This is a genomic window from Streptomyces sp. NPDC033966, from assembly GCF_055575955.1.
The window spans coordinates 395,367-414,350 of sequence record NZ_JBVIRQ010000004.1; the positions used below are offsets into that span (position 1 = coordinate 395,367).

The 18,984-nt window shown below is 70.3% G+C and carries 18 protein-coding genes and 1 riboswitch; of the genes, 3 read left to right on the forward strand and 15 right to left on the reverse strand.

What is annotated here, in order from left to right; all coding sequences use genetic code 11:
• Positions 1–5: 5 nt before the first annotated feature.
• The 5 genes from ACZ518_RS14095 to ACZ518_RS14115 all read right to left on the reverse strand — a co-directional run bounded on the left by ACZ518_RS14095 (position 6) and on the right by ACZ518_RS14115 (position 5,353).
• A complete protein-coding gene (locus tag ACZ518_RS14095) occupies positions 6–1,130 on the reverse strand; it encodes a hypothetical protein (RefSeq protein WP_469113282.1) in 1,125 nt (374 codons plus the stop codon).
• A 25-nt stretch (positions 1,131–1,155) separates the two neighbouring features.
• Positions 1,156–2,208, reverse strand: coding sequence for a C40 family peptidase (locus ACZ518_RS14100; protein ID WP_469113283.1), 1,053 nt, complete (start codon positions 2,206–2,208; stop codon positions 1,156–1,158).
• A gap of 235 nt (positions 2,209–2,443) precedes the next feature.
• Positions 2,444–3,463: a C40 family peptidase gene (locus ACZ518_RS14105; protein ID WP_469113284.1), complete on the reverse strand. Its 1,020-nt coding sequence runs from the start codon at positions 3,461–3,463 to the stop codon at positions 2,444–2,446.
• 246 nt (positions 3,464–3,709) lie between these two features.
• Positions 3,710–5,074 carry an NYN domain-containing protein gene (locus ACZ518_RS14110; RefSeq protein WP_469113481.1) on the reverse strand — a complete coding sequence of 455 codons (1,365 nt, stop codon included), beginning with the start codon at positions 5,072–5,074 and terminating at the stop codon, positions 3,710–3,712.
• 39 nt (positions 5,075–5,113) lie between these two features.
• Positions 5,114–5,353 carry a hypothetical protein gene (locus tag ACZ518_RS14115; protein WP_007263676.1) on the reverse strand — a complete coding sequence of 80 codons (240 nt, stop codon included), beginning with the start codon at positions 5,351–5,353 and terminating at the stop codon, positions 5,114–5,116.
• Between the two features lie 113 nt (positions 5,354–5,466).
• On the opposite strand from ACZ518_RS14115, the gene ACZ518_RS14120 reads away from it, so the two are divergent.
• Both ACZ518_RS14120 and ACZ518_RS14125 read left to right on the forward strand, forming a co-directional pair.
• The gene (locus ACZ518_RS14120) at positions 5,467–6,201 is read left to right on the forward strand and encodes a rhomboid family intramembrane serine protease (RefSeq protein WP_469113285.1); all 735 of its coding nucleotides are present in this window, start codon (positions 5,467–5,469) and stop codon (positions 6,199–6,201) included.
• Entirely contained in the window at positions 6,198–6,479 is a 282-nt protein-coding gene (locus ACZ518_RS14125; RefSeq protein WP_007263678.1) for an Lrp/AsnC family transcriptional regulator, read from the forward strand. The genes ACZ518_RS14120 and ACZ518_RS14125 overlap by 4 nt, the downstream gene beginning before the upstream one ends.
• Positions 6,480–6,519: 40 nt before the next feature.
• Here ACZ518_RS14125 and ACZ518_RS14130 read toward each other — a convergent pair whose 3' ends face one another.
• From ACZ518_RS14130 to ctaE, 6 genes are all read right to left on the reverse strand, one after another.
• Positions 6,520–7,908 carry an aminotransferase class V-fold PLP-dependent enzyme gene (locus tag ACZ518_RS14130; protein WP_469113286.1) on the reverse strand — a complete coding sequence of 463 codons (1,389 nt, stop codon included), beginning with the start codon at positions 7,906–7,908 and terminating at the stop codon, positions 6,520–6,522.
• Positions 7,909–8,132: 224 nt separating this feature from the next.
• Positions 8,133–8,249, reverse strand: a riboswitch (SAM riboswitch).
• Positions 8,250–8,354: 105 nt separating this feature from the next.
• Positions 8,355–9,419: an anthranilate phosphoribosyltransferase gene (trpD, locus tag ACZ518_RS14135; protein ID WP_469113287.1), complete on the reverse strand. Its 1,065-nt coding sequence runs from the start codon at positions 9,417–9,419 to the stop codon at positions 8,355–8,357.
• 165 nt (positions 9,420–9,584) lie between these two features.
• Complete coding sequence (qcrB, locus tag ACZ518_RS14140) at positions 9,585–11,210, reverse strand: cytochrome bc1 complex cytochrome b subunit (RefSeq protein ID WP_469113288.1); 1,626 nt, start codon at positions 11,208–11,210, stop codon at positions 9,585–9,587.
• Positions 11,207–12,265 carry a cytochrome bc1 complex Rieske iron-sulfur subunit gene (gene qcrA, locus ACZ518_RS14145; protein ID WP_469113289.1) on the reverse strand — a complete coding sequence of 353 codons (1,059 nt, stop codon included), beginning with the start codon at positions 12,263–12,265 and terminating at the stop codon, positions 11,207–11,209. Before qcrA ends, qcrB begins: the two co-directional genes overlap by 4 nt.
• Positions 12,262–13,071 (reverse strand): cytochrome bc1 complex diheme cytochrome c subunit, encoded by an 810-nt coding sequence (qcrC, locus tag ACZ518_RS14150; RefSeq protein ID WP_469113290.1) that lies wholly within the window; start codon positions 13,069–13,071, stop codon positions 12,262–12,264. The genes qcrA and qcrC overlap by 4 nt, the downstream gene beginning before the upstream one ends.
• Before the next feature lie 76 nt (positions 13,072–13,147).
• A complete protein-coding gene (ctaE, locus tag ACZ518_RS14155; RefSeq protein ID WP_469113291.1) occupies positions 13,148–13,768 on the reverse strand; it encodes an aa3-type cytochrome oxidase subunit III in 621 nt (206 codons plus the stop codon).
• A gap of 186 nt (positions 13,769–13,954) precedes the next feature.
• Between ctaE and ACZ518_RS14160 the strand changes: the two genes are divergently transcribed.
• The gene (locus tag ACZ518_RS14160) at positions 13,955–14,356 is read left to right on the forward strand and encodes a DNA-binding transcriptional response regulator (RefSeq protein ID WP_362468736.1); all 402 of its coding nucleotides are present in this window, start codon (positions 13,955–13,957) and stop codon (positions 14,354–14,356) included.
• Between the two features lie 107 nt (positions 14,357–14,463).
• Here ACZ518_RS14160 and ACZ518_RS14165 read toward each other — a convergent pair whose 3' ends face one another.
• From ACZ518_RS14165 to ctaC, 4 genes are all read right to left on the reverse strand, one after another.
• Positions 14,464–15,711 carry a L,D-transpeptidase gene (locus ACZ518_RS14165; RefSeq protein WP_469113292.1) on the reverse strand — a complete coding sequence of 416 codons (1,248 nt, stop codon included), beginning with the start codon at positions 15,709–15,711 and terminating at the stop codon, positions 14,464–14,466.
• A 134-nt stretch (positions 15,712–15,845) separates the two neighbouring features.
• Positions 15,846–16,244 (reverse strand): cytochrome c oxidase subunit 4, encoded by a 399-nt coding sequence (locus ACZ518_RS14170; RefSeq protein ID WP_249765692.1) that lies wholly within the window; start codon positions 16,242–16,244, stop codon positions 15,846–15,848.
• Positions 16,241–17,971, reverse strand: a complete 1,731-nt coding sequence (gene ctaD / locus ACZ518_RS14175) for an aa3-type cytochrome oxidase subunit I (RefSeq protein ID WP_125818809.1) — start codon at positions 17,969–17,971, stop codon at positions 16,241–16,243. The genes ACZ518_RS14170 and ctaD overlap by 4 nt, the downstream gene beginning before the upstream one ends.
• Positions 17,968–18,942 (reverse strand): aa3-type cytochrome oxidase subunit II, encoded by a 975-nt coding sequence (ctaC, locus tag ACZ518_RS14180; protein WP_469113293.1) that lies wholly within the window; start codon positions 18,940–18,942, stop codon positions 17,968–17,970. The genes ctaD and ctaC overlap by 4 nt, the downstream gene beginning before the upstream one ends.
• Between the last annotated feature and the right edge of the window lie 42 nt (positions 18,943–18,984).

The window sequence follows — 18,984 nt, forward strand, 5'->3', positions numbered from 1 at the left end:
GACCGCTACCGCAGCTCCTGCCGCAGCGTCTCCTGCCAGGCGGCCGTGAGCCCGGCCGGGTCCGTCCCCAGGGCCTGTTCCAGCGCGGCCGGCAGGGCTTCGCGGCCGGCCAGCTCGTAGAGGCGCACCAGCGCCGCCTCGCCCCAGCGGGCGGCGACGAGCCTGCAGGCCAGCCAGGCGCCCTCGTACGCCCGGGCGGCCGCCGACGGGTCGCCGCCGAAGGTGAAGTCGCCGTCGGCGGGGAGCGCGCCCGGCAGCTCGCCGCGGCGCACGGCGCGCGCCAGCTCGGGGGCGCCCTCCGCCGGGGTGGTGGGGGTCCCCCGGTACGCCGCCCAGTCCGCGAAGCCCTCGGACAGCCACTGCGGGGTCCGCGCCGAGGTGGCGGCGCGGGTCGCGACGTGGGTGACCTCGTGGGTGAGGACGATCCGCCGCCCGGCCTCCGAAAGGCCCGCGTACCCCTCCGGGTTGACGACGACCCGGTCGGCCGGCGCCGGGCCGCCGCCGGTGCTGCCGGTGGTGACGGCCCCCAGGCCCCGGTAGGTGTCGGCCGGCCGGCCCAGCAGCGCGGCCATCGCGTCCAGCGTCGCGGGGGCCAGGACCACCACCCGTCCCGCCCACTGCCCCGGCCAGGCGGCGCTCACCGCCGGCACCGCCCGGTCGGCCTCGGCCGCGAGGGCGGACAGCTCCGGCCGGCTCCGGCCGACGCCGAGGACCAGGCTGTGCTCCCCGCGCACGGCGGCCGGATCGCCCTGGTCCCACAGCTGCGCCGGCGCGCCGGGGGCGGGCCGGTCGGCGGTGACCCGCCAGCCCGTGCCGTCCCGGAGCAGCTCCACCTCGCGGGCCGAGGAGGCCGGTGCCGCGTCGTAGCCGGCCAGCCGGTAGCGCAGCTCCGCACGCGCGAAGGCCCGTACGCCGTCCTGCCGGACCGAGGTGACCCCGTACGACCAGCCCTCCAGCGGGATCCCGGCGAGCCTCGCGGGCGGGGCCGCCGACCAGTCGGCCACGGCCCGCCGTACGGCCGCGTCGGCGGGGGCGACGGGCGCCGGGTCCGCGCAGCCGGCCACCGCGGGGAGCGGGCACAGCGCGAGCGCGAGGAGGCGTACGGCGGTGCGGCGGCGGACCGGGATCATCCGCCGATCGTACGCAGGGCCGGACTCAGGGCCGGGTCACCGAGGACACCGGCATCATCCCGACGGGGTCGTACCGCACCCGCGCGCCCGGGTAGGGGGCGTGCACCACCTGGCCGTTGCCCACGTACATGCCGACGTGGCTGGCGTCGGAGCGGTACGTCACCAGGTCCCCGGGCTGCGCCTGCGAGAGCGGGACCTGCCGGCCCGCGTACCGCTGGGCCTGCGAGGTGCGCGGCAGGGAGACCCCGGCCTGACGGTACGACCACACCATCAGCCCGGAGCAGTCGAAGCCGGAGGGGCCGGTGGAGCCCCACACGTACGGCCGGCCGACGGCGGCCCGGGCGGCCATCACGGCGGCCATGGCGCGGCCCGAGGCCCGGCCGCCTCCGGAGGGCAGGCCGGGCAGGCCGTCGGCCTGGCCGCGGCCGCCGGAGCGGGATGCGCGCTCGAAGTCGGCGCGCTCCTCGGAGGGCATCTCGTTGAGCAGCCGGCGCGCGGCGGCGAGCTTGGCCGTGACGGAACGCTTCTGGGTGGCCACCTCGGTGCGCAGGGCCTCCAGTTCGGCGAGTTTGCGGGAGGCCTCCTGGCGCTGCTGCCCGATCCGCCGCTGCTCCTCGCGGAGTTCGCCCAGCTGCTGGGCCCGGCGGCCGCTGAGCCGGCCGAGGACGGCGGCCTTGTCGAGGTAGGCGGCGGGGTCGTCGGAGAGCATCAGCTCGACGGTGGGGTCGAGGCCGCCGGAGCGGTACTGGGCGCCGGCGAAGGTTCCGAGGACCCCGCGCATGGTGTTGATGCGGTCCTGGCCGCGGGCCACCGCGTCCTGGGCCCGGCTGATCTCGGTGCGCAGGGCGTCGGCCTTCTCGCCGGCCTGGTTGTAGCGCTCGGTGGCCTGCTCGGCCTCCTCGAAGAGCCGGTCGACCTGGGCGCGGGCGCCGCCCGCGGGTTCCTCGGGAAGCCCCGGGGAGGCGAGCGCGGGCGCGCCCGTGATGGCCACGGCGGCGCCGGCCGCGGCGGCGGTGAAGGCGGTGACCTTGGTGTTCCGGTCGAGGCCGCTGAGCCCGGGCCGGCGGTGGGACGCCATGGGGAACCGCTCCCTTCCGCTGCGCGGGGCCCGGGTCCGCCCCCCGTGGACGGCCGTGTGCCGGGTTCCGCGCTGGCAGACAGTAGCCGCGCGGCCACGCACCGGCCAACGGCCGCCGGGGAGCGCACATGACGGCGCCCCGCCTCAGACGCAGGTCATGGGCGGGGCGCGAGGTCGGAGCGGGTCCGCGCAATTCGCCCGGATGGGCGGTGTACGGCGGCCCCTCCCTGCCGCGTCAGATGCGGACGCCGAACTGGAACGGCATGTTGTCCATCGACTCGTACTTGACGCCGCCGCGCGGGTTGGAGGCGTGCAGGGTCATGTTGTTGCCGGCGTACAGGCCGACGTGGTGCAGGTCGTCGTAGAAGAAGACCAGGTCGCCGGGCTGGAGCTGGCTGCGGCCGATGCGCGTGCCGTCGTTCGCCTGGGTGTAGGTGGTGCGGCTGATGCCGACGCCGGCCTGTCCGTAGGCCCACTGGGTCAGCCCGGAGCAGTCGTACGCGCTGGGGCCGGTGGCGCCCATGATGTACGCGCTGCCCAGCTTGGTCTTCGCGGCTGCCAGTGCGGCCCCGGCGCGGCCGGAGGCGCTCACGGCGGGGGCGGCCTTCTCGCCGGCCTTGCTCTGCTTGGCCTCCTCCTCCTTGAGCCGGGCGCGTTCCTGCGCGCTCAGCGTGTTGAGGAGGGCCTGGGCCTCGGCGAGCTTGTCCTGGGCCGCCTTCTTCTTCTCGCCGAGCTCCTTGCGGGTGGCGTCGAGGTCGGCGAGCTTGCCCGCGGCTTCCTGGCGCTGCTGGGCGAGGGCGCGCTGCTTGGCCTGGATCCTGGCTATCGCCTCCAGCTGCCTGCCGCTCACCTGCTGGAGCGTGGCGGCCTTGTCGAGGTAGGTCTCGGGGTCGCCGGAGAGCAGGAGCGCGACGGAGGGGTCGACTCCGCCGCCGCGGTACTGGGCGGTGGCGAGCGAACCGAGCGTGTCGCGCAGGTCGTTGAGTTCGCCCTGGTCGCGGGCCACGGCGTCCTGGAGCCGCGCGATCTCCTTTTCGAGCTCCGCCTGGCGCTCGCGGGCCCCGTTGGACTTCTCGGTGGCCTGCTCGGCCTCCTCGTAGAGGGCGTCGACCTTGCTCTTGACCTCGTCCTTGTCCGGGCCGGCGGGAGCGGCCATGGCCGACTGCGAGGAGAGGGCGACCGCCGCGGCGGCGGTGGCGGTGAGCACGGTCACGCGCGTGCGGGCCGGCTGCTTGGGTCGGCGGTGGGACGCCACGGGGGCGGGCTCCTTCTTCGTAGGACCGCCGAGGACGCGGGCGGCACCTCCGCCCGCACCCGAATGGGTGAGCTACCGCACGAAGGTTTGAGCGGACCCTAGCGACACGCCCGTGATCACTTCAAACCCCCTGCAGAAAAATCCCGATGCCGTTCCGCTTTCTTCACCGAAGCCCCACGCTGCGTGCCGAAGGGCTGACGGTACGTCTTCCGTTTGTGCCGCCGACCACGGCATTTCCGGCGGCAGTTACGAAACGCGCGAAAGGCGCTTGAGCAGCAATGCGGACGTCACCGGACGGGCACCCGCCTTCGCCACCCCGTCGGCCACCTCGCGGTCGGTCGAGACCACCACCACCGGCCGGCCGGGCGGCTCGGCCCGCACCAGCTGGCGGATCAACTCGTCGGCCGTCACACCCGCCTTGGAGAACAGCACCCGCACCCCGCGCGGCGGCGCGAGCAGCACCGGAGCCGCCAGCTCCGCGCCGTCGAAGACGCACGTCATCTCGGCACCCGTCTGCGCGGCCAGCATCGACAGCCCGCCCAGCAGCCGCAGCCGCTGCTTCTCCAACGGCATCGTCGGATAGCCGGTCTTCGTCACGTTGTACCCGTCGACCACCAGATGCGCCTGGGGGAGCGCCAACAGCTGGTCCAGCAGCGCCGGATCGGTCTCCGACAGGGCGCGCGCCGCGATGTCCTTCGGAGTCATCCGGCCCGGCTCCACCGCGTCGACGGTGTCGGCCGGCCGCGTCGAGACCGGCGGCAGCGCCAGCTCGCGGCGCAGCCCCGCCGCCGCGTCCAGCACGGTGTCCAGCAGCAGCCGCAGCCGCATGTCCTCGATGCTGCGCCCCTCCCGGGTGGCCCGGCGCGAGGTCTCCAGCGCCGACTCCACCTCCGCGAGACGGGACTTGAGGCGCCGGGACTCGCTCTCGGCGGCGGCCACCTGCGCCGCCGCCTCACCGCGGATCCCGTCGATCTCACCACCCAGCTTGCGCAGGGCCGCCTCGCCCCGTTTGACGTCGCTCAGGGCGCTGCGCAGCTTGCGCTGAAGCGATTCCGCTTCCTTGCGGGCGGCCTCCAGCTCGGCCCGCACCTGCTCGCCCCCGGCGCGCTGGGCCTCCTTCAGGTGGGCCAGCTCCTCGCGCAGCCGCTCCAGCTCCCGCCGGGTCTCGTCGCCCACCCGCTCGGCGTCGGCGCGCTGCGCCTCCTCACCGGCGGACGCCACCAGCTTGACCCAGCCGACCGGGCGCAGCACGTACGCGGCGGCCGCCACGTCCAGCGGGTCCGCCGCGGCGGGCGGCGCCCCGGACTCCAGCGCCCCGGCCAGCTCCGGCTGCGCCTCGCGCAGCTTCTCCGCGATCCGGCTGCGGAAGACCCCGTCGGTCTCCACGGCCGCGGCCATGGCGTTGCCCGCGAACTTGGCGCGCCGGGTCGGGGTGAACCGGGCGTACTGGCGCAGCTGCGCCGGGAGGTCCCCGACCGTCAGACCGCCGAAGGCGTCCGAGACGATCGTGACGACCCGGCGCCGCACGCCTTCCGGCAGCGGGCGGTCGAGGACCTCCGCGGCGTCGCCGGCCGCGTCGGCCGGCCTCGCGCCGCTTGCTGGCTCCACAATCCGTCACCCCTACCGTGATCTACTGTGGGCCCGGCTCCGTCAGGAGTCGGTGCCCGGCCTGTCCACGAGCTCGATCTGGTCCACCGCGTTGCACCAGCGGCAGCGGACCGACTCGATGGTCTCACTGACCACCTCGCGCTCCTCGACCTTGGGCTCCCCGGCAAGATCGAGGTGGACGTACTCCACGACCTTCGACGATCGGGTGACATCGAACCGCGTGAGGTTGCCGCACAGGGTGCAGCGCCACCGGGTGGTGTCGGTCGGCAGGGGAACCGTCATCAGGCCGCTCTCTCCTTCGTAGCTCATTCAATTAAAGCCCTACGGTGCGGTCGGCGGACCGCAGCACGTAACCCTACGGCCTGGCACCACCCTCAGGTGGGTGCACCTGCGTCATGCTCTGTCTCATGATCGTAAAGTGGCGGACCCTGTGCGATGCCGCGCGGGGGCCCGTGGTCACGTACGCGCTGATCGCCGCCTGCTGCGCGGTGTTCTTCCTCGGCCCGGCTTCTGGCCTGAACCCGGCCTACGGGACGGGCGATCTGCTGACCGAGACGGGGACGGCGTACTTCCGGCACTGGGGCGTCGTCCCGGACGAGCTGTTCTCGGGGGCCGGGCGCCCGCTGCTGACCCCGCTGACGGCGCTCTTCGTCCACGGCAGCTGGCTGCACCTGCTCGGGAACATGCTGTTCCTCTACGTCTTCGGCGCGATGACGGAGGAGCGGATGGGCCGGACGCCGTTCCTCGTGTTCTACGTCTGTACGGGATACCTCGCGCTGGCGGCCTACGCGGCGGCCAACGCGTCCTCGGACCAGACCCTGGTGGGGGCGTCCGGGGCGATCTCAGCGGCGCTCGGGGCCTTCCTGTGCCTCTTCCCCCGGGCCCGGGTGACGAGCCTGTTCCCGTTCCTGCTCTTCCTGCCGCTGCGCTTCCCGGCGTGGATCGTGCTGCTGTTCTGGTTCGGCCTCCAGTGGCTGGCGGCGCAGCGCGCGGGGAGCGGTCCGGGGGTGGCCTATCTGGCCCACGTGGTGGGCTTCTCGCTCGGCTTCTGCTACGCGTGGGCCCGCTATCGCCGTACGACTAGAGTGAGGAGACCAGTGACTGCCGGCGAGGGAGACAGCCAACCGTGATCACCGCGATCGTGCTCATCAAGACCAGCGTGGACCGGATCCCCGAGATCGCCGAGTCCATCGCGCAGCTGGACAGCGTCAGCGAGGTCTACTCCGTCACCGGTACGTACGACCTGATCGCCCTGGTCCGCGTGGCCCGCCACGAGAACCTCGCGGACATCATCCCGGGCCGCATCAGCAAGATCCCGGGCGTCGAGGCCACCGACACCCACGTCGCGTTCCGCACGTACTCCCAGCACGACCTCGAAGCCGCCTTCGCCATCGGCCTCGACGCGTAGCCCTCTCCCGGGCCGGTAGACCGGGCTGCCGCTGCGCGGGCTACACCGCCGGGACGCAGCGGCCCTCTTCCGTGCGGTACTGCCACTTCGCGCCGTTCTCGACCAGTTCCCGAACCGCCCTCACGAAGCGCTCGACGTGCTCGTCGGGGGTGCCGGCCCCGAAGCTGACCCGGATCGCGTTCAGCGACCGCTCCCCCGGCGCCGCCTCCGGCGCCCCGCACTCCCCCTGGGCCTGCGGCTCGCTGCCCAGCAGGGTCCGTACGAGCGGGTGGGCGCAGAACAGCCCGTCCCGCACCCCGATCCCGTACTCGGCGGACAGCGCGGCCGCGAAGTGCGAGCTGTTCCAGCCGTCGACCACGAACGAGATGACGCCGACGCGCGGGGAGTCGTCCCCGAACAGGGACAGCACGCGCACGGCCGGGACCTCCGCCAGGCCCTCGCGGACCTTGGCGATGAGGTGCTCCTCCCGGGCGACGAGGTTCTCGAAGCCGGCCTCCCGAAGCGCGCGGCAGGCGGAGGCGATGGAGTAGACGCCGATGACGTTCGGGGAGCCGGCCTCGTGGCGGGCGGCGGAGGTGTGCCACTCGACGTCGACGCCGCCGTCCTCGCGGCGGGCCACCTTGCGGGAGGCGCCGCCCCCGGCGAGGTACGGCTCCGCCTCCTGGAGCCAGTCGGCCCGGCCGGCGAGCACCCCCGAGCCGAAGGGCGCGTACAGCTTGTGCCCGGAGAAGGCGACCCAGTCCACGTCCAGCTCCCGTACGGAGACGGGGTGGTGGGGGGCCAGCTGGGCGGCGTCCAGCACGATCCGCGCGCCGTGGGCGTGCGCGGCGGCGGCGAGCTCCTTCACCGGCCACAGTTCACCGGTGACGTTGGAGGCGCCGGTGACGCAGACCAGGGCCGGGCCGTAGGGGGCGCGGTCGGCGAGGGCCCGCTCCAGGGTGGCGACCGCCTCGCCCGGGGTGCGGGGGGCGTTGAGGTAGGTGACCCGGGCGTCGCCCCAGGGCAGCAGCGAGGCGTGGTGCTCGGTCTCGAAGACGAAGACCTGGCAGTCGGCGGGGAGCGCGGCGGCGAGCAGGTTGAGGGAGTCGGTGGTGGACCGGGTGAAGACGACCTGGTCGGAGGGGCGGCAGTCGAGGAACCCGGCGACCGTGGCGCGGCTCTGCTCGAACAGGTCGGTGGACAGCTGCGAGAGGTAGCCGGCGCCGCGGTGGACGCTGCCGTAGTAGGGGGCGTACGCGGCGACGTCGTCCCAGACCCGCTGGAGCGCGGGGGCGCTGGCCGCGTAGTCGAGGGCGGCGTAGGTGACCTCGCCGCCGGTGACGAGGGGGACGGTGACGTCCCGGCCGAGCACCGGCAGCGGCCCGTCACAGGCGGGGCCCTCGGCGGCGGTGGCGCAGGCGGCGGTGGCGGCGTTCAGGGATGCGGACATGGCGGTATCTCCCGGCAGGCAGGGCTGAATGGCTTCGGTGTGCCCGTACGCGGGTACGGCGGCGCGGCGGCGGCCGTCAGCGGGTACGGGAAGGGCCTCGGACTGATCGGGGGTACGCGGAAGGGACCCTGATCCGAGGGTTGAAGAAGGGGCGGAGTCGCCCTATCGCATTCGCTTGCTCACGGAAAACGCTCCTCGAGAGACCAGGACCCCTGGTGTCGAGGGATCCGCGCTTGCCGTAGACCTCGCTGCCTACGGCCTGGTCATCACCCGGGGCACCCCGCCACGGAAGGAGGGTTGCCGGACAGCAAGCCGGGGCCTAAACGCTGTCACTCGTGACCTTGGAGAGCATCCTGCCACAAGATCCCGCACGCGCAAGACCCCGGTCCACGATGTGGACCGGGGTCTCCTTCTACACGCCGCATCTCGCGCCGTTCGGCCAGGGCCTACGCGTTGCTCGCCGCCACCCAGCGCTCCAGCACGGCACGGGCCGCCCCGGAGTCGATGGACTCGGCCGCGCGGGCCATGGCGGCCGCGAGCTGTTCCTCCAGCGCGCCCGTGCCGGGGTCCAGCGCCACCAGGGCACTCGCCGAGTTCAGCAGCACGGCGTCGCGCACCGGGCCCGTCTCCCCCGCCAGCAGGCGGCGGGCGACGTCCGCGTTGTACGACGGGTCACCGCCCCGCAGGGCCGAGATGTCGACCGTTTCGAGGCCCACGTCACGCGGGTCGAAGGCGTGCTCCGTGACCTCGCCGTCACGGACCCACCACACCCGGGAGGTGCCGGTGGTGGTCAGCTCGTCCAGGCCGTCGTCGCCGCGGAACACCAGGGCGGAGGTGTTCCGTTCGGCGAGCACCCCGGCCATGATCGGGGCCAGCCGCGCGTCCGCCACGCCGACCGCCTGCGCCTTGACGCGGGCGGGGTTGGTGAGCGGGCCGAGGCCGTTGAACGCGGTACGCACCCCGAGGTCGCGGCGGGCCGAGGCGGCGTACCGCAGGGCCGGGTGGAAGACCACCGCGGCACAGAAGGTGATGCCGGCCTCCTCGGCGACCTGCGCCACCCGCTCCGGGGTGAGGGCCAGGTTGACGCCGAGCTTCTCCAGGACGTCGGAGGAGCCGCTGGCGGAGGACGCCGCCCGGTTGCCGTGCTTGACGATCTTGGCGCCCGCACCGGCGGCCACGATGGCGGACATGGTCGAGATGTTGACCGTCTTGGCGCCGTCGCCGCCCGTGCCGACGATGTCCACGGTCCGCCCGGGCACCTCGATCAGGTTGGCGTGGGCGTACATCGTCCGGACCAGCCCCGTGTACTCGGCCACGGTCTCGCCCTTGGCCCGGAGGGCCACCGCGAAGCCCGCGATCTGCGCGTCCGTGGCCTCGCCGCGCATGATCCGCTCCATCGCCCAGGCGGTGTCCTCGCTGGCGAGGTCCTGCCGGCTGACCAGAGCTTCGAGGATGCCCGGCCAGCCGCGGGCCGCCACGCTGTCGCCGCCTGCCGGGGTCGCAACGTTCATGGTCAGCTCCTGCTGCTCGTCGGGGTTGGTACGTCCGATGGGAAGGATCTCAGCCTATCCAGCCCCGGAGACGGCAAAGAGCCCCGTCCAGCGACTGGACGGGGCTCTCGCCGTGGCGACACCAGGACCGGCCGGGGCCGGTCCCTCAAGCGGTCGTGCCGGAGATCAGTGGTGGCCGTGTCCGGCCTGGATCTCCTTGTACTCCTCCACCGTGGGCTTCGGAATCTGGTTGTTCTCCGCGTAGAAGCCCTTGCTGAGCTTCGCACGCAGCTTCTCGCCGCGCGTCACCTTGCGCTCGACACCGTTCTCGTCGACCGTCGGGCCGATCTCGACCGGCTTGTACTGCTCGTGCGCGGTGAGCGTGTGCAGCTTGCCCTGCGACAGCGGCTCGTGGACCTCGACGAACTCACCGTGCGGCAGGCGCTTGATGATGCCGGTCTCGCGACCGTGCAGCACCTTGTCGTGGTCCCGGCGCTGGAGGCCGAGGCAGATCCGCTTGGTGACGATGAACGCCAGGACCGGGACGGCGAAGAAGCCGATCCGGACGAACCACGTGATCGAGTTGATCGACAGGTGGAAGTACTGGGCGAACATGTCGTTGCCGCCGCCGATGAGGAGCACGATGTACTCCGCGATCCAGGCGACACCGAAGGCCGTACGGGTCGGGACGTTGCGCGGGCGGTCCAGGATGTGGTGCTCGCGCTTGTCGCCGGTGACCCAGGACTCGATGAACGGCCAGACGGCGATGGCGCCGAGGACCAGCGGGAAGAGCAGCAGCGGGATGAACACGCCCAGGACGAGCGTGTGGCCCCACAGGTTGATCTCCCAGCCCGGCATGGCTCGGATGAGGCCTTCCGGCATACCCATGTACCAGTCGGGCTGCGCACCGGTGGACACGTGGTCCGGGCGGTACGGGCCGAGCGCCCAGATCGGGTTGATCGAGGCGATCGCCGCGATGGCCGCGATGACACCGAAGACCAGGAAGAAGAAGCCTCCGGCCTTGGCCATGTAGACCGGCAGCAGCGGCATGCCGACGACGTTGTTGTTCGTCTTGCCGGGGCCGGCGAACTGGGTGTGCTTGTGGAAGAACACCAGGATCAGGTGCGCGACCAGCAGGCCCATCATGATGCCGGGCAGCAGCAGGATGTGCACCGAGTAGAAGCGCGCGACGAAGTCGCCGCCCGGGAACTCCCCGCCGAAGAGGAACATCGACAGGTAGGTGCCGACGACCGGGACGGACAGGATGGCGCCCTGCATGAAGCGGACACCGGTACCCGAGAGCAGGTCGTCCGGCAGCGAGTAACCGGTGAAGCCGGTGAACATGCCGAGGACCAGCAGCAGGAAGCCGAAGATCCAGTTGACCTCACGCGGCTTGCGGAACGCGCCGGTGAAGAAGACGCGCATCATGTGCACGACCATGGCCGCGACGAAGATCAGCGCCGCCCAGTGGTGGATCTGGCGGATCAGCAGGCCACCGCGGACGTCGAAGCTGATGTCCAGGGTCGAGGCGAAGGCCTCGGACATCATGACGCCCTGCATCGGCACGTACGAGCCGTGGTACACGACCTCGTTCATGCTCGGGTGGAAGAACAGCGTCAGGTACACACCCGTGAGGATGATGATGATGAAGCTGTAGAGGCAGATCTCACCCAGCATGAAGGACCAGTGGTCCGGGAAGATCTTGCGCATGTTCGCCTTGGCGAGGCCGTAGATGCCCAGGCGGCCGTCCGCCCAGTCGGCTACGCGCTCGCCGCGCGACGCGTTGCGCGCAGTGTTGTCTGAGGTGCTCATCCGCGCTCCCAGAATGCAGGACCGACGGGCTCTTCGAAGTCGCCGTGCGCCTCGAGGAAGCCTTCGTCATTCACGCCGATCCGCAGCTGCGGAAGCGCGTGACCGGCCGGGCCGAAGATGACACGGGCGCCGTCGGAGAGGTCGAAGGTGGACTGGTGGCACGGGCAGAGCACGTGGTGCGTCTGCTGCTCGTACAGGCTGATCGGGCAGCCGACGTGGGTGCAGATCTTGGAGAAGGCGACGATCCCCTCGTGGGACCACTCCAGCTCCTGCTTGTCCTTGATGTCCTCCGGCTTGATGCGGACGATCATCAGGGCGGCCTTGGCGATCTGGACCTGGAAGTCGTGCTGGTCCTCCTCCAGGCCTTCCGGCATGGCGAAGGTCAGCGAACCGACCAGGACGTCCTCGGGACGCAGCGGCTCCATCGTGTTCTGGTTGATGAGCAGCTTGCCCTTGGACCACAGGGTCTTGCGCAGCTTGTCCTCGGGCAGCGGGCCCAGGTCGCGCAGGATCACGACGGCGGAGAGCGGCAGCAGGGCCAGCGCGCCGAGCATCGTGTTGCGGATCAGCGGGCGGCGGGCGATGCCGGACTCGTTCGCACCGTCGGCGAAGTCCTGCATGACCTTCGCCTTGACCTCCGGGGAGGCGGCGATCTCGTGGCGCTCGTCGGCGACCTCGACGTCGGACATCAGCGTGCGGGCCCAGTGGACCGCGCCGGCGCCGATGCAGAACAGGGCCGTGCCGAGCGTCAGACCCAGCGCGAAGTTCAGCGCGCTGACCTTCCCGACGGGGAAGATGAAAACGATCTTGTCGACCGGGATGGCCACGTACGAGGCGATGAAGCCGATCGTGGCCAGCATCGACAGCGTGAACAGCATCGCGACCGTGCGCTCGGACCGCTTGGCGGCCTGCTCGTCGATGTCCTGGATGCGCGGCTTGTGGACCGGCAGGCCGGGGTCCGCGAACGGGTCGTCCGCGACCGCTACCGCACCGTGGTGCGCGTCGCCCTGCTCGCTCGGCAGGTGCTTGTCTTCGGGAATGTCTTGGCTACTCATGACTTCTTGGCCTTAGCGGTGTGGGCCGCGACCCAGACGGCGACAGCGATCAGCGCACCCAGACCGAAGATCCAGCCGAACAGACCCTCGGAGACGGGGCCGAGGCCACCGAGCTTGAGGCCACCGGGGCTGGTCGACTTCTCGCCGTTGACGTTCTGGAGGTACGCGATGATGTCCTTCTTCTGCTTCTCCGGCATGGTGCTGTCGGGGAAGGAGGGCATGTTCTGCGGGCCGGTGAGCATGGCCTCGTAGATGTGCTTCGGCTCGACGTCCTCGAGGTTCGGGGCGTACTTGCCGTTCGTCAGCGCGCCGCCCTCGCCGGTGAAGTTGTGGCACTGCGCGCAGTTGTTGCGGAACAGCTCGCCACCAGCGGCGATGTCGGCGCCGGCCGGGTCGTACTGCTTCTCGTGCGGCGTGATCGGACCGGCGCCGAGCGACGCGATGTACGCCGCGAGCTGGTCGATCTGGGGCTGGGTGTAGATGTTGGGCTTCTTCGGCACCTGGGCGCCGGGCTGCTGGGCGGGCATGCGGCCCGTGCTCACCTGGAAGTCGACGGCCGCGGAGCCGACGCCGACCAGGCTGGGGCCGTCAGTGGAACCCTGACCGCCGGTTCCGTGGCAGCTTGCGCAGCCCACGGCGTAGAGCTTCTTGCCCTCCTCGATGGCGAGGGACTGGGCGGTTTCATCGGCCTGCGCCTTGCCCGCGGGCGCGAAGGCGGCGTACAGCCCCCCCGTGACCGCCAGCGCGAAGAGTAGAACGACGACCGCCGCCAGCGGATGGCGTCGTCGTGCGGAGAGCTTTTTCACGGATTACCCCGGTGTCAGGATCTTCTGCGTCGGTGTTTCTGGATGGTGAGCCGGGCGTGGCCCGGCGACGTGTTCGCTACTTGATCAGGTAGATCGTCGCGAAGAGGCCGATCCAGACGACATCGACGAAGTGCCAGTAGTAGGACACGACGATGGCCGACGTGGCCTGTTCGTGGGTGAACCTCTTGGCCGCGTACGTCCGGCCGAGGACCAGCAGGAAGGCGATGAGACCGCCCGTCACGTGCAGACCGTGGAAGCCGGTGGTCAGGTAGAACACCGTGCCGTACGGGTCGGACGAGAGGCTCAGTCCCTCGTGCTTGACCAGCTCGGTGTACTCGAACACCTGGCCGCCAATGAAGATCGCACCCATGACGAACGTGATGATGAACCACGTCCGGAGCTTCTTCACGTCACCGCGCTCGGCGGCGAACACGCCGAGCTGGCAGGTGAGGGAGGAAAGCACCAGGATCGTGGTGTTCGTTGCCGAGAAGGGCAGGTTCAAGGCCTCGGCCTTGCTCGCCCAGAACTCGGCACCCGTCACGGATCGCAGGGTGAAGTACATCGCGAAGAGGGCCGCGAAGAACATCAGCTCGGAACTCAACCAGATGATGGTTCCGACGCTGACGAGGTTCGGCCGGTTGACCGTCGGGTGCGCGTGCCCGGTATCTACTGTCGTTGCTGTCGCCACGACCGACATTATGTCGGTCGCTTATCCCGCCCTCACCCCGGGGGGTGCCGTTCGGAGTGTCAGGGGGGTGTGCAAGGCCCGAACGGCCCATCAGAAGACCGGTCGCGAGGCTTGCGGAACCGATGTTGACAGCGGGTCGGACGGAGTAGCATCCCGCGCATCATCAGCGTGATTCACGGCCAGGTGGAGGACGAAATGCGGGCGACTGCGCGGGTTCTGGTCTACAGCGACGACGCGGGCACCCGGGAGCAGGTGCGGCTGGCCGCCGGGCGCAGGCCCGCCGCGGACCTGCCGCCGGTGGAGTTCCTGGAGTGCGCCACGCTTCCAGCGGTCCTCAAGGAGCTGGACGCGGGCGGCATCGACCTGTGCGTACTGGACGGCGAGGCGGTTCCGGCCGGGGGCATGGGTGTGTGCCGGCAGATCAAGGACGAGATCTTCCGGTGCCCGCCGGTGCTGCTGCTGATGGGGCGTCCCCAGGACGCCTGGCTGGCCACGTGGAGCCGGGCGGACGCGGCGGTCACCCTTCCGGTGGACCCGGTCGACTTCCCCGACACCCTGGCGGGGCTGCTGCGGTCGCGGCTGTCACCGGCCGCCTGAGGCCCCTGGGGTCCCTGGGGCGCCGGAGACGCCCGGTCGCACGCCCGCGGGCCCGCGGGCCGGCCTGTCGGCCGGGACGCGGGCCCGTGCGGCCTTCTGCGGGCCTCTCAGACGGTGGGGCGCAGTCGCGCCTGGTCGACGGGGCTGCGGCCTTCCTGGGTGCCCTTCAGGAGGGCGCTGCCCTCGCGCCACTCCTTCCACTCCATGTTCCAGTCGCCGAAGCCGTTGCCGAAGGTGTCCATGTCGTCGCCGATGCTGTTGATCACCTTGACGATGTCGCCCTCGGTGATGTTCTCGTAGAACCAGGCGGCGTTGCCGGTGCTCATGCCGGTGCAGCCGTGGCTGACGTTCTCGTAGCCCTGGGAGCCGACCGACCACGGCGCGGCGTGCACGTATTCACCGCTCCACGTCACCCGGGTGGCGTAGTAGACGGGCAAGTTGTAGTACTCGCTGCCGCCGATGCCGACGGTGTCGCCGCGCATCTGGACGAAGTACTGCTTGCCGAGCACCACCTTGACCCCGTTGCGGGTGGAGAAGCCGGGCTTCCCGGTGGTCACCGGGATGGTGTTGATCACTTCTCCGTTGCGCTCGAACGTGAGGTAGTGCGAGGCGGCGTCGGTGGTGACCTCGACGCGGTCGCCGATCTCCAGCTTCAGCGGCTTGGACGCGGCTCCGTGGAGCTCGTCGGAGACCTTGATGCCCTCCAGGTTGCTCCGTACGGAGACGGTGGTGTGGGCGGGCCAGTAGTCCTTCGGGCGGTAGTGCAGGTTCTTGTCGTCCACCCAGTGCCAGGCGCCTTCGACGCCGGCCGGCGCGTCGACGATCAGGGCCCGTTCGACGATGGCGCGGGCGGCCTTGTCCTTGACCGGCTCGTTGAGTTCGGCCGTGAGGGGCTGTCCGACGCCGTACTTGCCCTCGTCCGGGCCGAATTCGACCTTGAGGACCTTCTTGGCCGGGGTGGTCTCGAAAGTCAGCGTGCGCTGCCCTGGGGCGCCCCGCTGGTCCTCCGTGCTCACGAGGACCGTGTAGCGCACGCCCGCCGCCATCGGGACGGTGCTGTGCCAGCGGTCGCCCTTGGCCGACAGCTCGCCCGCCAGGCGGCGGCCGTGGGTGTCCACGGCCATCACGTCGGTGATCCGCGCCTCGGCTCCCTTGGCGGTGACCTCCAGCGGCTTGTCCGGGTCGGCGGGGCGGCCGCCCGGGGGCTGGTTGAAGACGACCTGGTCGCCCGCGTCGTACGGGCGGGCGGACAGCGGGTTGTTGTCGCCGGACCCGCATGCGGTGGCGCCGGCCCCGAGGGACGCGACCAGCAGGGAGCAGCTGAGTACCGTCCAAAGACGCGGTGAGTGGTTCATGCGCCCAACGCTATGAAGATATGACAAATCCAGCGCGCGGGGTGACTGCAAACGAGGGGCCCGGACTCCTCCGAAAAGGTGTCCGGGCCCCTCAGGCGCCGCGGCGGACCGCGGTGTGATGCCTACTGCTGGTGCTACTGGTTCTGGTTCTCACCGCGGTAGTACTCGTACACCCAGCCCCACAGGCCGATCAGGATGATCGGGGCCGAGAAGTACATGAGCCACCAGCCGAAGACGACACCCATGAACGCGAGCGCGCCACCGATGGCCAGCGAGAGCGGCTGCCAGCTGTGCGGGGAGAAGAACCCCAGCTCGCCCGCCTCGTCGGCGACGTCGGCCTCCAGGTTGTCCTGGGCCATCTCGTCCACGCGCTTGGCCGTGAAGGCCAGGTAGTAGCCGATCATGGCGCTCAGGCCGAAGGCCAGCGCGAGAGCGGTGGTTCCGACCGGCTCCTTCGACCAGACGCCGTAAACGACGGTCATGATCAGGATGAAGACGGAGAGCCAGAGGAACATCTTGCCCTGGATCTTCACTTGCCGGCCTCCTTGCCACCGGTGACGGCCTTCGCCGGGGCGTGGTCCTCGAGGTGGTCGAGGGCCGCGATCTCCGGGTGGTGCAGGTCGAACGCCGGCGATTCACTGCGGATGCGCGGCAGGGTGAGGAAGTTGTGCCGCGGCGGCGGGCAGGACGTCGCCCACTCGAGCGAACGGCCGTAGCCCCACGGGTCGTCGACCTCGATCTTCTTGCCGTACTTCGCCGTCTTCCAGACGTTGTACATGAACGGCAGCATCGACAGGCCCAGCAGGAAGGAGCTGATCGTGGAGATCGTGTTCAGCGCCGTGAAGCCGTCGGCCGCGAGGTAGTCCGCGTAACGACGCGGCATGCCCTCGGCGCCCAGCCAGTGCTGCACCAGGAAGGTGCCGTGGAAGCCGATGAACAGCGTCCAGAAGGTGATCTTGCCGAGGCGCTCGTCCAGCATCTTGCCCGTGAACTTCGGCCACCAGAAGTGGAAGCCGGAGAACATCGCGAAGACCACGGTGCCGAAGATGACGTAGTGGAAGTGCGCGACGACGAAGTACGAGTCGGAGACGTGGAAGTCCATCGGGGGCGAGGCCAGGATGACGCCGGTCAGACCACCGAAGGTGAAGGTGATCAGGAAGCCAACGGCCCAGAGCATCGGGGTCTCGAAGGACAGAGAGCCCTTCCACATGGTGCCGATCCAGTTGAAGAACTTCACACCGGTCGGTACCGCGATCAGGAAGGTCATGAAGGAGAAGAACGGCAGCAGCACACCGCCGGTGACGTACATGTGGTGCGCCCACACGGTCACCGAGAGGCCGGCGATCGCGATCGTCGCGGCGATCAGACCGATGTAACCGAACATCGGCTTGCGCGAGAAGACCGGGATGACCTCGGAAATGATTCCGAAGAACGGCAGCGCGATGATGTACACCTCTGGGTGTCCGAAGAACCAGAAGAGGTGCTGCCACAGCAGTGCGCCACCGTTTGCCGCGTCGAAGACGTGCGCACCGAACTTCCGGTCGGCCTCCAGCGCGAAGAGCGCGGCGGCGAGGACCGGGAAGGCCAGCAGGACCAGGACACCGGTCAGCAGCACGTTCCAGGTGAAGATCGGCATGCGGAACATCGTCATGCCGGGAGCGCGCATGCAGATGATCGTGGTGATGAAGTTGACCGAGCCGAGGATCGTGCCGAAGCCGGAGAAGGCCAGACCCATGATCCACATGTCGGCGCCGATGCCCGGCGAGCGGACGGCGTCCGACAGCGGGGAGTAGGCGAACCAGCCGAAGTCGGCGGCACCCGAGGGGGTGACGAAGCCGGCCACCGCGATGGTCGAGCCGAAGAGGTACAGCCAGTACGCGAACATGTTCAGCCGCGGGAACGCCACGTCGGGCGCGCCGATCTGCAGCGGCATGATCCAGTTGGCGAAGCCGGCGAACAGCGGGGTCGCGAACATCAGCAGCATGATCGTGCCATGCATGGTGAACGCCTGGTTGAACTGTTCGTTCGACATGATCTGCGTGCCCGGTCGGGCCAGCTCGGCGCGCATGAAGAGCGCCATGATCCCGCCGATGATGAAGAACACGAACGACGTGACCAGGTACATCGTGCCGATGGTCTTGTGGTCGGTGGTGGTGAGCCACTTCACGACCACGTTGCCCGGCTGCTTGCGCCGTACCGGCAGCTCGTTCTCGTACGAGTCAGCTGCGGCGGCACCCTGGGATTCGTTGAGGATGCTCACAGTTTGTTCGTCTCCGCATTCCGGGCGGGGTCAGTCTGCTTGATGCCGGCCGGCAGGAAGCCGGTCTGCCCCTTCTCCGCCAGCTCCTTCAGGTGCGCCCGGTACTTCTCCGGGGAGACGACCTTCACGTTGAAGAGCATGCGGGAGTGGTCGACACCGCAGAGCTCGGCACACTTGCCCATGAAGGTGCCTTCCTGGGTCGGGGTGACCTCGAAGACGTTGGTGTGACCGGGGATGACGTCCTGCTTGAACAGGAAGGGCACCACCCAGAAGGAGTGGATGACGTCGTTCGACGACAGGATGAAGCGGACCTTCTCGCCCTTGGGCAGGTAGAGGGTCGGCCCCGGGTTGTTGGTCTGCGGGTTCCGGTCGCCGGGAACGCCCTTCTCGTAGACGCCCTCGGCGCCCGCGGGGAAGGCCTTGATGAAGCGGTCCGGGAGGGAGGCGAGTTCCTTCGGGGTCTCGCCCGCCTTCGGGGTCGCGGCATCGCCGTCGACGTTCTCCACGTAGTTGAAGCCCCAGCTCCACTGGTAGCCGATCACGTTGATCGTGTGCGCCGGCTTGGCGGAGAGGGAGAGCAGCTTCGACTCATCACGCGCGGTGAAGTAGAAGAGCACCGAGACGATGATGAGCGGGACCACGGTGTACAGCGCCTCGATGGGCATGTTGTACCGGGTCTGCGCGGGGACCTCGATCTTCGTCCGGCTACGCCGGTGGAAGATGACGCTCCACATGATCAGGCCCCACACCAGGATGCCCGTGATGAGAGCGGCCGCCCAGGATCCCTGCCACAGGGAGAGGATGCGAGGCGCCTCCTCCGTGACCGGGGTGGGCATTCCGAGGCGGGGGAAGTCTTTCCAGGTGTACGAGCAACCAGTGGCGGTCGCCAGGACCACGCCCGCAGTCAGCGCCTGCAGCAGCTTCCGCCGCATCGGGCGCCGCGGCGAGCGGTCGGAGCCGTAGGGACTCACGTAGCGCCTTCCCGAGAGTCTCGGCCCGCGCGGCCGGCCGCG